The following is a 13,434-nucleotide window of genomic DNA, read 5'->3' as shown; positions in this document are numbered from 1 at the left end:
GGGACGGGCACATGCCGGTCGAGACCACCGACGCGTTCGTGCCGTTCCTGCGGGACAACGGGTTCGACGTGCAGGTGTCGGACTCGACCGCGGTGTACGCCGACGAGTCGGTCATGGCGGACGTCGACCTGATCGTGCAGGTCGTCACGATGTCCACCATCGCCGACGACGAGTTCGCCGGGCTGCAGCGGGCCGTCCTCGGCGGCGCCGGCCTCGCGGGCTGGCACGGCGGGATCGCGGACGCGTTCCGCAACACCGCCGACTACCTCCACATGATCGGCGGCCAGTTCGCGCACCACGCGGGCAAGCACCCGTCGGAGCGCACCGGCGAGCAGTCCGACAACTACATCCCGTACACGGTGCACATCACCGACCTCGGCCACGAGCACCCGATCACGCAGGGCATCGAGGACTTCGACCTCGTGACCGAGCAGTACTGGGTGCTCTCCGACGAGTACAACGACGTGCTGGCGACGACCACGCAGGAGGCGCGGGACTTCGACGCCTGGAACCGTCCGGTCACGGCGCCGGCGATCTGGACCCGGCAGTGGGGCGAGGGACGCGTGTTCGTCTCGGCACCCGGGCACCGGCTCGAGGTCGTCGAGTCGCAGCCGCTCCGCACGATCATCGAGAGGGGACTCCTGTGGGCAGCCCGGTGAACGGTCCGGCACTGCGGGTCGGTGTCGTCGGTGTCGGCAACATCAGCCAGCAGTACTTCGAGCACTTCCCGGCGCTGCCCGGCCTGGCGCTCACGGCCGTGGCGGACCTCGACGTCGACCGTGCCCGGTCGGTCGGCGACGCCCAGGGCGTCCGGGGCACGAGCGTCGACGAGCTCCTCGCCGCGGACGACGTCGACGTCGTGCTCAACCTGACGATCCCGGCCGCGCACGCCGAGGTGGCCACCCGGGCCCTCGACGCCGGCAAGCACGTCTACGGCGAGAAGCCGCTCGCACTCGCGACGGCCGAGGCCGCACCGGTGCTCGAACTGGCCGAACGCTCGGGCCTGCGGGTCGGCAGCGCGCCGGACACAGTGCTCGGGACGGGGATCCAGACCGCGCGCGCAGCACTCGACGACGGGCTGATCGGCGACCCGGTCGGTGCCGCGGTGTCGTGGAGCGCCCCGGGGCACGAACTCTGGCACCCGGCGCCGGCGTTCTACTACCAGCCCGGCGGCGGCCCGCTGCTCGACATGGGGCCGTACTACCTGACGAGCCTCGTGCAGTTCTTCGGCCCCGTCGCCCGGGTCAGCGGGAGCGCCACCCGGTCGACCCGTGAGCGGACCATCGCGACCGGGCCGTTCGCCGGCGCACCGATCCCCGTCGACGTCGACACCCACGTCGTCGCCGTGCTCGAACACGCCAGCGGAGTCGTCTCCACGGTCACCGTCTCGTTCGAGGTGTGGGCGACCCGGGCGCCGCTGTTCGAGGTGCACGGCACCGCGGGCAGTCTCGCCGTCCCGGACCCGAACCGCTTCTCGGACCCGGTGTCGATCGCGACGGCCGACGACCGCGAGTGGCGCGAGCTGCCCGTGTCGGCCGGGTACGCCGACGCCGGCCGCGGGTACGGACTCGCGGACATGGCGCACGCGATCGCGACCGACCGGCCACACCGGGCGTCGGGGGACCTCGCGTTCCACGTGCTCGAGGTCATGGAGGCCGTCCAGACCGCCTCGCGGGAGCACACCGTCGTCACGGTGGCGTCCCGCGTCGACCGGCCGGAGACGGTCCCCGCCGGCGCGACCCCGGGATCATGGTGACCAGCACACGCAGCGAGGAAGGACGACGACGATGACGACGACGGACGGAACCGACGAGGCGGGGACGACCCGCGCCTCCAGGCCGGTCACCCTCTTCACCGGCCAGTGGGCCGACCTGCCCTTCGAGGAGGTCGCACGTCTCGCCGGCGAGTGGGGGTACGACGGCCTCGAGATCGCCTGCTGGGGCGACCACCTCGACGTCCGCCGCGCCGCGACGGACCCGGCGTACGTCGCGGACCGCACGGCGATCCTGGAGCGCAACGGGCTGCAGGTCTGGACGATCGCGAACCACCTCACCGGCCAGGCCGTGTGCGACGACCCGATCGACCAGCGGCACGAGGACATCCTCGCGCCGCACGTATGGGGCGACGGCGACCCCGAGGGCGTCCGGCAGCGTGCCGCCGAGGAACTGCAGTGGACCGCGCGTGCCGCCGCGGCGCTCGGGGTCGACACCGTCACCGGGTTCTCCGGATCCTCGATCTGGAAGACCGTCGCGGGCTTCCCACCCGTGCCCGCGTCGATGATCGACGCCGGGTACCAGGACTTCCACGACCGGTGGTCGCCGATCCTCGACGTGTTCGAGGAGGTCGGCGTCCGCTTCGCGCTCGAGGTGCACCCCTCCGAGATCGCCTACGACTACTGGACGGCGAAGCGGACGCTCGAGGTGTTCGCCGACCGCCCCGCGTTCGGGTTCAACTTCGACCCGTCGCACTTCGTCTGGCAGGACCTCGACCCCGCCGCGTTCCTGCTCGACTTCGCCGACCGCGTGTACCACGTGCACTGCAAGGAGTCGGTGAAGCAGCTCGACGGGCGCAACGGACGACTGTCGTCGCACCTGCCGTGGGGCGACCCCCGGCGCGGGTGGGACTTCGTCACCGCCGGGCACGGGGACGTGCCGTGGGAGCGGGTGTTCCGCGTGCTGAACCACATCGGGTACGCCGGGCCGACGAGTGTCGAGTGGGAGGACGCCGGCATGGACCGGCTCGTCGGCGGGCCGGAGGCACTGGCGTTCGTCCGGAAGCTGGGCACGATCGCGCCGCCCGAGGCCGCGTTCGACGCGGCGTTCTCGCGCTCGCGGTAGCGCGCCGCCACCACCCGCCCACCGACCACGACGAGGGACCGATGACGAGCACGACCGCCGCGACGCCTGCGCCCGCGCCGGGCAACGCGGCGCGCGTCCTCCGGCTCGTCCACGAGGAGGGGCCGATCACCCGCGCCGAGATCACCCGGCGCACCGGTCTGAACCGCTCGACGACCCTCGCGCTCGTCGGTGAACTCGTCGACCGCGGCCTCCTCCACGAGGACCTCCCCGCAGCCGGTGCACCGGGGACCGGCGTCGGGCGGCCGAGTCCGGTCGTCCGGGCCGCGCCGGACGTCGTGGCCGCCGCGGTCACGGTCGAGGTCGACGCCGTCTCGGTCGCCCTCGTCGGGCTCGACGGCACGGTGCGGAGCCGCCTCGTCGAACCGCAGCACCGTCCGCCCACGCCCGGCGAAGCGGTCGAGACCGTCGCCGGGCTGCTCGACCGGATCCGTCCGGGGTCGGCCGGCACCGCGACGCTCCGGCTCGTCGGGATCGGGGTCGCCGTGCCCGGGACGGTCCGAGTCGAGGACGGGACCGTCCAGTACGCACCGCACCTCGGCTGGCACGACGCGCCCTTCGCCGGGCCCCTCGCCGAACGGACCGGGCTGCCGGTGCGGGCCGCGAACGACGCCAACCTCGGCGCCTGGGCGGAACGGCTCGCCGGCAGCGGCCGGGGCGTCGACGACCTCGTGTACCTCAACGGCGGCGCGAGCGGCATCGGCGGCGGGGTCATCACGGCCGGCCGACCGCTGAGCGGTGCCGACGGGTACGCGGGCGAACTCGGACACACCTTCGTCGCGGCGAACGGCATCCGGTGTCACTGCGGTGCCGTCGGCTGCCTCGAGACCGAGGCCTCCCGTGACGCCCTGGCGACCGCGGCCGGGACCGCTCCGGACGACCTGGTCGCCCTCGCCGCGGCGCTCGCTGAGGGCCGACCCGAGGTCGAACGGGTCGTGGATCGCCAGGTGGCCGCCCTCGCCACGGCCCTCCGCAACGCGATCCACACCGTGAACCCGTCGGTCGTCGTGCTCGGCGGCTTCCTCGGCGTGCTGCTCGACCACGTCGGCGACCGGATCCTCGACGACGTCCGAGCGCAGTCGATGACCGGGACCGCCGACCGGCTCCGTATCGTGCCGGCCGCGCTCGGGTCCGACGTGCTCGTGCACGGGGCCGCCGAGATCGCGTTCGGCGCCCTGCTGCGCGACCCGGACCGGATCACCGACGCGGTGCCGGCCACAGCCACACCCACCCCCACGACCATCCATCCGTCCGGCCGCGACGACGCGGCCGAGGAAGCGAGAACCGCATGACCTCCACCCAGCGCGTCAGCGTGCTGCTCGGCACCCAGGACCTCACCGTCGAGGACCGCCCCGTCCCCGCGGTCGACCCCGGCGACGTCCTCGTCCGGGTCGCCGCGGTCGGCGTGTGCGGCTCCGACGTGCACTACTACCGGCACGGCCGGATCGGGGACTTCGTCGTCGAGGAGCCCCTCGTGCTCGGCCACGAGCTCTCCGGCACGATCACCGCGGTCGGCGAGGGCGTCGACCCGTCCCGCGTCGGGGAGCGCGTGGCGATCGAGCCGCAGCGACCGTGCCACCGCTGCGCCCAGTGCCTCGCCGGGCGGTACAACCTCTGCCCGCACATGCGCTTCTACGCGACGCCGCCGGTGGACGGGGCGTTCGCCGAGTTCGTCACGATCGAGTCCGAGTTCGCGCACACGCTGCCCGACTCGGTGTCGTTCGAGGCCGGAGCCCTGCTCGAACCCCTCTCCGTCGGCATCGCCGCGGTCCGCAAGGCCGGGATCGTCCCCGGGTCGAGCGTGCTCATCGCCGGGGCCGGTCCGATCGGCATCATCTGCGCGCAGGCCGCGAGGGCGTTCGGCGCCTCGCGGATCGTCATCAGCGACCTCGTCCCGGAGCGCCGCGAGCGCGCGCTCTCCTTCGGCGCGACCGAGACCGTCGACCCCACCGTGGTCTCCGTGGCGTCCGACCTGCCGCCGTTCGACGCCTTCATCGACGCCAGTGGTGCACCGCGGGCCGTCTCCGACGGCATCACGGCCGTGGGACCGGCCGGGGCCGCCGTCCTCGTCGGGCTCGGCAACTCCGAGATGACGCTGCCGGTCGAGCACATCCAGAACCTCGAGGTCACCGTCACCGGCATCTTCCGGTACACCGGCACGTGGCCGGTCGCGATCGAGCTCGTCGCGTCTGGGCAGGTGGACCTGGACTCGCTGGTCACGGGTCGCTTCGGCCTCGGCGACGTCCGCGAGGCCCTCGAGAGCGACACCGACCCCGAGTCGCTCAAGTCGGTCGTCTACCCGGGTGGCGCGCCGTCCGCGACGTGACCGGACGACGGACGGGAGGGACGGGGCGGGCCCGCACCGTCCCTCCCGTCCGTCCTGGAGTCGCCACCAGGGCACGCGACCCGCGTCGGGACGCCCCCACTGGGGCCACCGCCGCGACACCCGGACGCGCTACGGTTCGCGCATGACGGCTTCACCGGCGGCTGCCGTGCCGCAGCGCACCGACCGCCGCGCCCTCGTGTCCTGGGCCCTGTGGGACTGGGGATCCGCGGCGTTCAACGCGGTCGTGACGACCTTCGTCTTCAGCACGTACCTGGCGAGCCGCGCGTTCGTCGACCCGGCGCTCGTCGCCGACACGTCCGCCGCCGGGAAGGCGGTCGTCGAGCGGGAGCTCGCGCACAACGCGGCCGTCGTCTCGACGGCACTGACGATCGCCGGCATCGTCGTCGCGCTCGTGGCCCCGGCGGTCGGCCGCCTGGCGGACACCTCCGGGCACCGGCGCCGGTCGGTGCTCATCGCCACGATCGGCATCGCGCTCTCGATCGGCGGCATGGTGTTCGTCGCGCCGAGCCAGCCGTACCTGCTGCTCGGGGCGGCCCTGCTCGGCATCGGGACCGTCGCCTACGAGATCGCGAGCGTCGGCTACAACGCGATGCTCGGACAGGTCGCATCGGGGGAGCAGACCGGACGCGTCTCGGCGATCGGCTGGGCGGCCGGGTACTTCGGCGGCATCGTGCTGCTCGTCGTCCTGCTCGTGCTCTGCATCCAGGACTTCGGCGGGGGCGACGTCGCGGGGCTCCTGCAACTGCCCGCGACCGTGGCCTCGGGGCAGTGGGACGTCCGCGTCGCGATCGGCATCGCCGCCGTGTGGCTCGCCGTGAGCTCGATCCCGCTGTTCGTCACCGTCCCCGAGGCCGCGCCGGACCGTTCGCGCGCCGGCAGCCTGCTCGGGGCGTACCGGGACCTCGGGCGGGACATCGCCCGGCTCTGGCGCGAGCGCCGGAACGTCCTGGCGTTCCTGCTGGCGAGCGCGGTGTTCCGCGACGGCGTCGGCGCCGTGTTCACCTTCGGCGGGATCGTCGCCGCGCAGGTGTTCGGCTTCAGCCCGTCGCAGGTGATCCTCTTCGCCATCGCGGCCAACATCGTCGCGGGCATCGCCACGTTCCTGTCCGGCAGGCTCGACGACCGGTTCGGTTCACGCGCGATCATCACGGTGTCGCTCGTCGGGCTCGCGGTGTGCGGGATCGGCGTGTTCGCGGTGGGGAACGTCACCGCGGGCTTCTGGGTCCTCGGCCTGACGCTGGCGCTGTTCGTCGGGCCGGTCCAGTCGTCCTCGCGAGCGTACCTGGCGCGGTTGGCGACGCCCGGCCGCGAGGGCGAGCTCTTCGGCCTGTACGCCACGACCGGGCGCGCGGCGTCGTTCCTCGCGCCGGCGCTCTTCGGGGTGGCGGTGACGGTCGGCGGGTCGACGCGGTACGGGATCCTCGGGGTCGTCGTGGTGCTGGTGGCGGGGCTGGTGCTCATGGCGTTCGTCAAGCGGGAGCCGGTGGACGGGCGCTGAGTCCGAGCGTGTCGGAGACCGTGGTGCTATCGTCTCCGACGTCCACGGGGGAACGACGGGGGGAACACATGGGGGCCGCAGAACTGCGGATCGAGTCGGAGACGCTCGCGGCGGTCGCGACCGCGCTGACCGACGCCCGGACCGCACTCGGTGCGGACACCGCCCGGTTCACGGGCCTCGACACCGGGTGCCTCGGCGTGACCGAGGTGGTCAGCCGCACCGCCGGCCTGTCGCTCGCCCACCAGGGCATGATCGACGCCGTCGACGCAGCCCTCGAACAGGCCGCGACCTTCCCGCACGACCTCGGTGCGCAGGTCGACGCGCAGGAAGCCGCCCTCGCGAAGCAGGCGGACGGCAAGTGAGCGGCGAGGAGCCGGACGTCGGCGACCCCGCCGGCATCACCGCCCTCGGGAAGCACTGGCACGACCGGGCCGACGCCGTGCAGGACGCCCTGGCGAAGATCGCCTCGGCGTCCGACGTCACCGCATCGCCGACGTGGAAGGGCGACGCGCAGACCCGCTTCGCGGCGCTGCTCGACGAGATGCGGCCGAGCGCGTCCGGCCTCGTGGCGCTCTTCGACGCCGCCGGGGACGCCTTCGACCAGTACGCGAAGGACGTCCAGCGCATCAAGGACGATGCGGACGCGATCCGCCTGCAGCGCGGGACCGTCGCGGCCGAGCTCGCCGGACAGCAGCTCACACTGCCGACGCTGCGCTCCGCCGCGAAGGCCGACGACGCGACCGAGGCGGACGCCAAGAGCCTCGCGAACGCGGAGCGGGCGATCGCCGACGCCGGCGACCGGTCCGCAGCGCTCGACGCCCAGTGGGAGCAGCTCGTGCAGGACCGCACGACGGCCGACCAGGCGCTGCTCCGGGTGATCACCGGCCCCGAGACGCTCGGACGCCTCGGCAGCATCGAGGGACGTGGTGTCGGCGCGTCCGACGAGGACCTCGCGTCGATCCTCGCGGGCCTGTCGCCGACCGAACTCGGCGCGCTCCTGATGCTCGACCGCAACCTCGCCGACCGCATCGCCGACATGTCGCCCGACGAGGTCGCCGCGCTCTGGAAGACCCTCGGCGGTGGGAAGGACACGACCGGCGCCGAGCACACCCCCGCCCAGGACGCGCTCATCGCATCGCTGCCCGCGGTCGTCGGCAACCTCGCGGGGCTGCCTGCCTGGGCGCGGGACCGGGCGAACCGGATGACGCTCGTGTCGGCCGTGGCCCAGGCCGAGCAGGACCTCGCGGACGCGAAGGACCGGCGCGTGGGGCTCGGGTGGCCGGCGTCGCAGGCGGCGGACCAGTCGATCGAGGCGGCGCAGGCGAACCTCGACGCGTACCGGAACATCGAGAAGACCCTGGCGTCGACGGCGAAGCCCGGTCGCGCGTTGCTCACCCTCGCCACCGACCACCAGCCGCCGCTCGCTGCGGTGGCGGTCGGTGACGTGGACACCGCGGAGAACGTGACGTACATGGTGCCCGGGATGGGCACGACGACCAAGGACACGACCGGGTGGACCACCGCGGCCCAGAACCTCTGGACGGCGCAGGAGGGCAAGAACGCGACCGGCGCCGAGCACGCGGTCGTCGCGTGGATGAACTACGAGGCGCCGCCGGTACCGAGCGGCCTCACCACGATGGGTGTCCTGCACGGCGACGCGGCCCGGGCCGGGGCGGACCGGCTCAGTGCCGACCTCGTCGGCTTCGGGGCGGCGCGTCCCGATTCGCCGACACTCAACGTGGTCGGGCACTCCTACGGGACCACGGTGGCATCGGACGCGCTCCACGATCACGGTGTGCACGTCGATTCCTTCGTCAGCGTCGCCTCGGCAGGCATCGAGCAGGACGTCGGAGGTGCGTCTGGTATCGCGGCGGACCACGTCTACGCCGGCCAGGGGAGCCCCGGTATCCCGTTCACGGACGACCCGCGAGACCAGTGGGCCTGGGTCGGCCGAGCAGGCAGCGGTCGCCAGGACCCGATGGACGCCTCGTTCGGCGCGACGACCTTCGGGACGAACGGTGGGGACCCCGGCGAGGGTGCCGGCGTGACCACACACGACCCGATCGGCTACGGCGGCAGCCAGGGGTACTTCAACCTCGGGACCGAGTCGCTCGACAACGTCGCGCAGGCTACGTTCGTGGGAGGCAAGGACCTCACTCCCGCGGACGACGCCGGGGTGAGCGCCCTGCAGCAGGACTACTTCGACAACCTGATGGGACCGACACTGTGATCGGACGCCCGCGAGGCACGGCAGCCGGGCCCGCACTCGCCCTGACCCTCGCCCTGACACTGGCGCTCGCCGCGTGTTCGGGTCCGCCGACAGGAGGCACCTCCGTGGAGACCACACCGAGCACACCGACCGTCCAGCACCAGCGTGATCTCGCCGCCGCCTACGTCGACGCGACCATGCGGACGTCGGGCGTCACGTGGGACGACTCGCAGGCGAACGAGTACGCCCAGGAGTGCCTCCTCGGTGACGGCACGTCCGGAGCGCTCTACAACCTCGCCCGCATCGGCGCGGGAGTTCCCGACCCCGAGGCTGCGGTGCGGACCGTCGGCCGGTCGTGGGCTGCGGACGGGTTGACCGTCAAGTACTCGGAGTCGTCGCTCAACGACGGCAGCCGGCAGTTCGTCGTCAACGGGGCGGGTGGTGCCGTCGAGCGCATCCAGTTCGGGGCGGCGACCGTTCGAAGCTCGCTCGCCGCGGTCTCCCGCTGCGGGACGGGTGACGCAGCGGACCTCGGCTGAGGTGCGGGCGTCCGTGCGCGCCCCTGCGGTCGTCGTGGCATCGGAGCTCGGGTGAGCGTGTGGGGGCGGCGTTCGACGCCGATCTCCTCCAGGCGATCGACGACGATCGGGATGGTGCTGCTCGCCACGATCCTGCTCGCGGGCTGCGCGGCGGGCACCCCGACCAAGGAGGACACCGTGCAGGCTGCACCGACCGCAGAGCACCAGCGCCGACAGGTGGCAGACTCCGTCGAGGAGACGATGCGCCGTTCGGGGGTCGACTGGGACGCGGACCAGTCCGACGAGTACGCGCAGGACTGCGTGCTCGCGGACGGCTCGGCGGGCGCGCTCTACAACATCGTCCGGACCGGTGCGGGCGTCGACGACCCGGAGGCCCTGACGAAGGCGGTGGGCACGGCCTGGGTGGCGGACGGACTGAAGGTGGAGTACTCGACGGACGAGATGACGTCGGGTGCGAAGCGGTACCTGGTGAACGGCGGCGGCGGCGCCGTCGAGCGCATCCAGTTCGGCGCGGCGACGACCAAGACCACCATGAGCGGCGTGTCGAAGTGCGGCACGGGTGACGCGGCGGACCTCGGCTGACGCCTCCCGTCGGGCGGTGCCAGGAGGCCCGGTGCCGGCCCGCCTGCAGGCTGCGGTTCCGCGCACGGTTGCGCCCGTGGCGCGGTTCCGCCGGACTCCGCAGCGAGCGTGCGCCAGGATGGAGCCATGACCGACCAGCGCATCGCCGTCGTCGTCCTCGCCGCCGGGCAGGGCACGCGCATGAAGTCGTCCACCCCGAAGGTCCTGCACCGCCTCGCCGGGCTGCCGCTCATCGCGCACGTGCTCCGGACGGCGTCGTCCCTCGAGCCCGAGCACGTCGCCGTCGTCGTGCGGCACGAACGGGAGCTCGTCGCGGCCGAGGTCACCGAGCGTGCCCCCGACGCCATCGTGGTCGACCAGGACGACGTCCCCGGCACCGGCCGTGCGGTCGAGGTCGCGGTCGAGGCGCTGCCGGCGGACTTCGACGGCGCCGTCGTCGTGCTGTCCGGCGACGTGCCGCTGCTCGACGCGGTGTCGCTCCGAGCACTCGTGGACGCCCACGTCGGCGGCGGCAACGGCGCCACCTTCGTGAGCGCGATCGCACCGGACCCGACGGGCCTCGGCCGCATCGTCCGCGACGCCGACGGGGCGTTCGTCGGGGTCGTCGAGCACAAGGACGCGACCGCCGAGCAGCTGACGATCACCGAGGCCAACGCGGGCATCTACGCCTTCGACATCACGCACCTCCGTGCGGTCCTGCCGTCGCTCACCACGGCGAACGCGCAGGGCGAGAAGTACATCACCGACGCGCCGGCACTCATCGGAGCGCGGGGCGCGCGCATCGACGTCGTCACGCTGACCGACCCGTGGCTGGTCGCCGGCATCAACGACCGGGCGCAACTCTCCGACGCCGCCCGGGTGCTGAACGCGCGCATCGTCCGTCGGCACCAGCTCGCCGGCGTCACGGTGCAGGACCCGGCGACGACGTGGATCGACCTCGACGTCTCGATCGAACCCGACGCCGAGGTCCTCCCGGGCACCCAGCTCATCGGCGCCACCGCGATCGCCTCGGGCGCGGTCGTCGGGCCGGACACCACCCTGCGGGACACCGAGGTCGGCGTCGGCGCCGTGGTGAACCGCGTCGACGCGACCCTCGCGGTGATCGGTGACGGCGCCTCCGTCGGACCGTTCGCCTACCTGCGTCCGGGCACGATCCTCGGCGACGGAGGCAAGATCGGCACCTTCGTCGAGACGAAGAACGCGACGATCGGCCGGGGCAGCAAGGTGCCGCACCTGTCGTACATCGGCGACGCCGAGGTGGGCGAGGACTCGAACATCGGCGCGAACACGATCACGGCGAACTACGACGGGGTGCACAAGCACCGGACCGAGGTCGGCTCGAACGTCCGTACAGGGTCGCACAACGTGTTCGTCGCCCCGGTTAGGATTGGTGACGGAGCGTACACCGGCGCGGGTACGACCGTCCGCAAGGACGTCCCTGCCGGGTCGCTGGCGATCAGCTACGCCCCACAGCGCAACACCGACGGATGGGTCGAGGAACACCGACCCGGTTCGCCGGCTGCCGAGGCCGCTCGGCGCGCGAACGGCGAACAGATCTGACGGCTCTCGGGCCGATCAACACGGCCCCGCGGGGTCAGGGAGTGAGCACCGCACTTGTCCGGAATCAAAACGACCGGCCAGAAACGACTCGTCCTCGTCTCAGGGCGAGCACACCCGGCGCTCTCGGCCGAGATCGCCGAGGAACTCGGCGTGGACCTCGTCCCGACCGATGCACGGACCTTCGCGAACGGGGAGCTCTACGCCCGCTTCGACGAGTCGGTCCGCGGCTGTGACGCGTTCGTCATCCAGTCCCACACCGCGCCGATCAACGAGTGGCTCATGGAGCAGCTCATCATGGTCGACGCCCTGAAGCGCGCGTCGGCGAAGCGCATCACCGTCGTCGCGCCGTTCTACCCGTACGCGCGGCAGGACAAGAAGGGCCGTGGTCGCGAGCCGATCTCGGCGCGACTCGTCGCCGACCTGTTCAAGGCCGCTGGTGCGCACCGCATCATGAGCGTCGACCTGCACGCCGCACAGATCCAGGGCTTCTTCGACGGCCCGGTCGACCACCTGTTCGCCATGCCGGTCCTGCTCGAGCGCTTCCAGCAGACCCTCGACCCGTCGACGCTGACGGTCGTCTCGCCGGACATGGGCCGGGTGCGCGTCGCCGACATCTGGTCGGAGAAGCTCGGCGCGCCGCTCGCGATCATCCACAAGCGGCGCGACCCGCTCGTGCCGAACCAGGTGTCCGTCCACGAGATCGTCGGTGACGTCTCGGGTCGCGTGTGCCTGCTCGTCGACGACCTGATCGACACCGGCCGCACCATCGCCAAGGCAGCAGAGGCGCTCAAGGCCGCCGGTGCCACCGGCGTGGTCGTCGCGGCGACGCACGCGGTGTTCTCCGACCCCGCGACGGAGCTGCTCCAGAGCGAGTTCATCGACCGGGTCGTCGTCACCGACACCCTGCCGCTGCCGGAGGACAAGCGCTGGGACCGCCTCGAGGTCCTGCCGATCGCACCGCTCATCGCCCGCGCCATCCACGAGGTCTTCGACGACGGGTCGGTCACCTCGATGTTCGACGGCGCCGCTTGACCGCACCCGTGCGCGACGCGCTCGCGGCCCGGCTCCGGGCCGCGGGCAGCGTCTTCGCCGAGGACGAGGCGGACCTCCTGCTCGAGGCCGGCGACGGTGACGCGGTTCGCCTGCGGGCGCTCGTGCAGCGGCGGCTCGGCGGCGAACCGCTCGAGTACGTGCTCGGCTGGGCGGCGTTCGACGGGCACCGCCTCCGCGTGACGCCGGGCGTCTTCGTGCCCCGGGCCCGCACCACCGTCGTCGTGGAGCAGGCCGCACGCCGGTTGCACCGCTACGACCGTGTCGTGGACCTCTGCTGCGGTGCCGGGGCGATCTCGGTCGCGCTCCTCGGTCGCGTCGGTGCCCTCGACCTCGTCGCGGCGGACATCGACCCGGCGGCGGTCGACGTCGCTGCGGAGAACATCGGCGACCGCGGGATCGTCGTCGCCGGGGACCTCTTCGCGCCCCTGCCAGACCGGTTCCGCGGGCTCGTCGACGTCATCGCCGTGAACGCGCCCTACGTGCCGACGGGGTCCATCCCGATGATGCCGTCGGAGGCCCGTGACCACGAGCACCGTGTCGCGCTCGACGGCGGGGCGGACGGGCTCGACCTGCACCGGCGGATCGCGTCGGGGGCGGGGGAGTGGCTCCGTCCCGGGGGTGCGGTCGTCATCGAGGTGTCCGCTGCGCAGGCACCGACGTCGGCGGCCGTCTTCGAGGCTGCGGGCCTCGCGGTGACCGTCGAGTCCGACGACGAGGTCGACGGGAGCTGTGTCGTGGCGACGCGTCCCGCCTGAGACGATCCGCGTCGTCGAGGTGACCCGCGTCGTCGA

General features: G+C 72.9%; 13 protein-coding genes. All 13 read left to right on the top strand.

Annotated elements, in window-relative coordinates:
- The first annotated feature begins 11 nt into the window (after nt 1-11).
- The 13 genes from BJK06_RS04035 to BJK06_RS03975 all read left to right on the top strand — a co-directional run bounded on the left by BJK06_RS04035 (nt 12) and on the right by BJK06_RS03975 (nt 13,398).
- Entirely contained in the window at nt 12-659 is a 648-nt protein-coding gene (locus BJK06_RS04035; protein WP_070419197.1) for a ThuA domain-containing protein, read from the top strand.
- Nucleotides 644-1,756 carry a Gfo/Idh/MocA family protein gene (locus BJK06_RS04030; RefSeq protein WP_070416805.1) on the top strand — a complete coding sequence of 371 codons (1,113 nt, stop codon included), beginning with the start codon at nt 644-646 and terminating at the stop codon, nt 1,754-1,756. Before BJK06_RS04035 ends, BJK06_RS04030 begins: the two co-directional genes overlap by 16 nt.
- Before the next feature lie 31 nt (nt 1,757-1,787).
- Nucleotides 1,788-2,837 carry a sugar phosphate isomerase/epimerase gene (locus BJK06_RS04025; protein ID WP_070416804.1) on the top strand — a complete coding sequence of 350 codons (1,050 nt, stop codon included), beginning with the start codon at nt 1,788-1,790 and terminating at the stop codon, nt 2,835-2,837.
- Between the two features lie 41 nt (nt 2,838-2,878).
- Nucleotides 2,879-4,147 (top strand): ROK family transcriptional regulator, encoded by a 1,269-nt coding sequence (locus BJK06_RS04020; protein WP_070416803.1) that lies wholly within the window; start codon nt 2,879-2,881, stop codon nt 4,145-4,147.
- Nucleotides 4,144-5,181 carry an NAD(P)-dependent alcohol dehydrogenase gene (locus BJK06_RS04015; RefSeq protein ID WP_070416802.1) on the top strand — a complete coding sequence of 346 codons (1,038 nt, stop codon included), beginning with the start codon at nt 4,144-4,146 and terminating at the stop codon, nt 5,179-5,181. Before BJK06_RS04020 ends, BJK06_RS04015 begins: the two co-directional genes overlap by 4 nt.
- A gap of 142 nt (nt 5,182-5,323) precedes the next feature.
- Nucleotides 5,324-6,700 (top strand): MFS transporter, encoded by a 1,377-nt coding sequence (locus BJK06_RS04010; RefSeq protein ID WP_070416801.1) that lies wholly within the window; start codon nt 5,324-5,326, stop codon nt 6,698-6,700.
- 68 nt (nt 6,701-6,768) lie between these two features.
- The gene (locus BJK06_RS18445) at nt 6,769-7,062 is read left to right on the top strand and encodes a hypothetical protein (protein WP_070416800.1); all 294 of its coding nucleotides are present in this window, start codon (nt 6,769-6,771) and stop codon (nt 7,060-7,062) included.
- Entirely contained in the window at nt 7,059-8,930 is a 1,872-nt protein-coding gene (locus BJK06_RS04000) for an alpha/beta hydrolase (protein WP_070416799.1), read from the top strand. Before BJK06_RS18445 ends, BJK06_RS04000 begins: the two co-directional genes overlap by 4 nt.
- Nucleotides 8,931-9,034: 104 nt before the next feature.
- Entirely contained in the window at nt 9,035-9,448 is a 414-nt protein-coding gene (locus tag BJK06_RS03995; protein WP_070416798.1) for a hypothetical protein, read from the top strand.
- A 111-nt stretch (nt 9,449-9,559) separates the two neighbouring features.
- The gene (locus BJK06_RS03990) at nt 9,560-10,030 is read left to right on the top strand and encodes a hypothetical protein (RefSeq protein ID WP_070416797.1); all 471 of its coding nucleotides are present in this window, start codon (nt 9,560-9,562) and stop codon (nt 10,028-10,030) included.
- Nucleotides 10,031-10,156: 126 nt separating this feature from the next.
- On the top strand, nt 10,157-11,590 hold the full coding sequence (gene glmU / locus BJK06_RS03985) for a bifunctional UDP-N-acetylglucosamine diphosphorylase/glucosamine-1-phosphate N-acetyltransferase GlmU (RefSeq protein WP_070416796.1): 1,434 nt from the start codon (nt 10,157-10,159) through the stop codon (nt 11,588-11,590).
- Nucleotides 11,591-11,644: 54 nt separating this feature from the next.
- The gene (locus BJK06_RS03980; protein ID WP_022907051.1) at nt 11,645-12,622 is read left to right on the top strand and encodes a ribose-phosphate diphosphokinase; all 978 of its coding nucleotides are present in this window, start codon (nt 11,645-11,647) and stop codon (nt 12,620-12,622) included.
- Nucleotides 12,619-13,398, top strand: a complete 780-nt coding sequence (locus BJK06_RS03975) for a putative protein N(5)-glutamine methyltransferase (RefSeq protein ID WP_219810653.1) — start codon at nt 12,619-12,621, stop codon at nt 13,396-13,398. The genes BJK06_RS03980 and BJK06_RS03975 overlap by 4 nt, the downstream gene beginning before the upstream one ends.
- Nucleotides 13,399-13,434 lie beyond the last annotated feature (36 nt).

The organism is Curtobacterium sp. BH-2-1-1, assembly GCF_001806325.1.
GTDB lineage: Bacteria > Actinomycetota > Actinomycetes > Actinomycetales > Microbacteriaceae > Curtobacterium.
The sequence above is the reverse complement of the archived record's forward strand: the minus strand, read 5'-3'. Positions and strand labels throughout refer to the sequence as shown.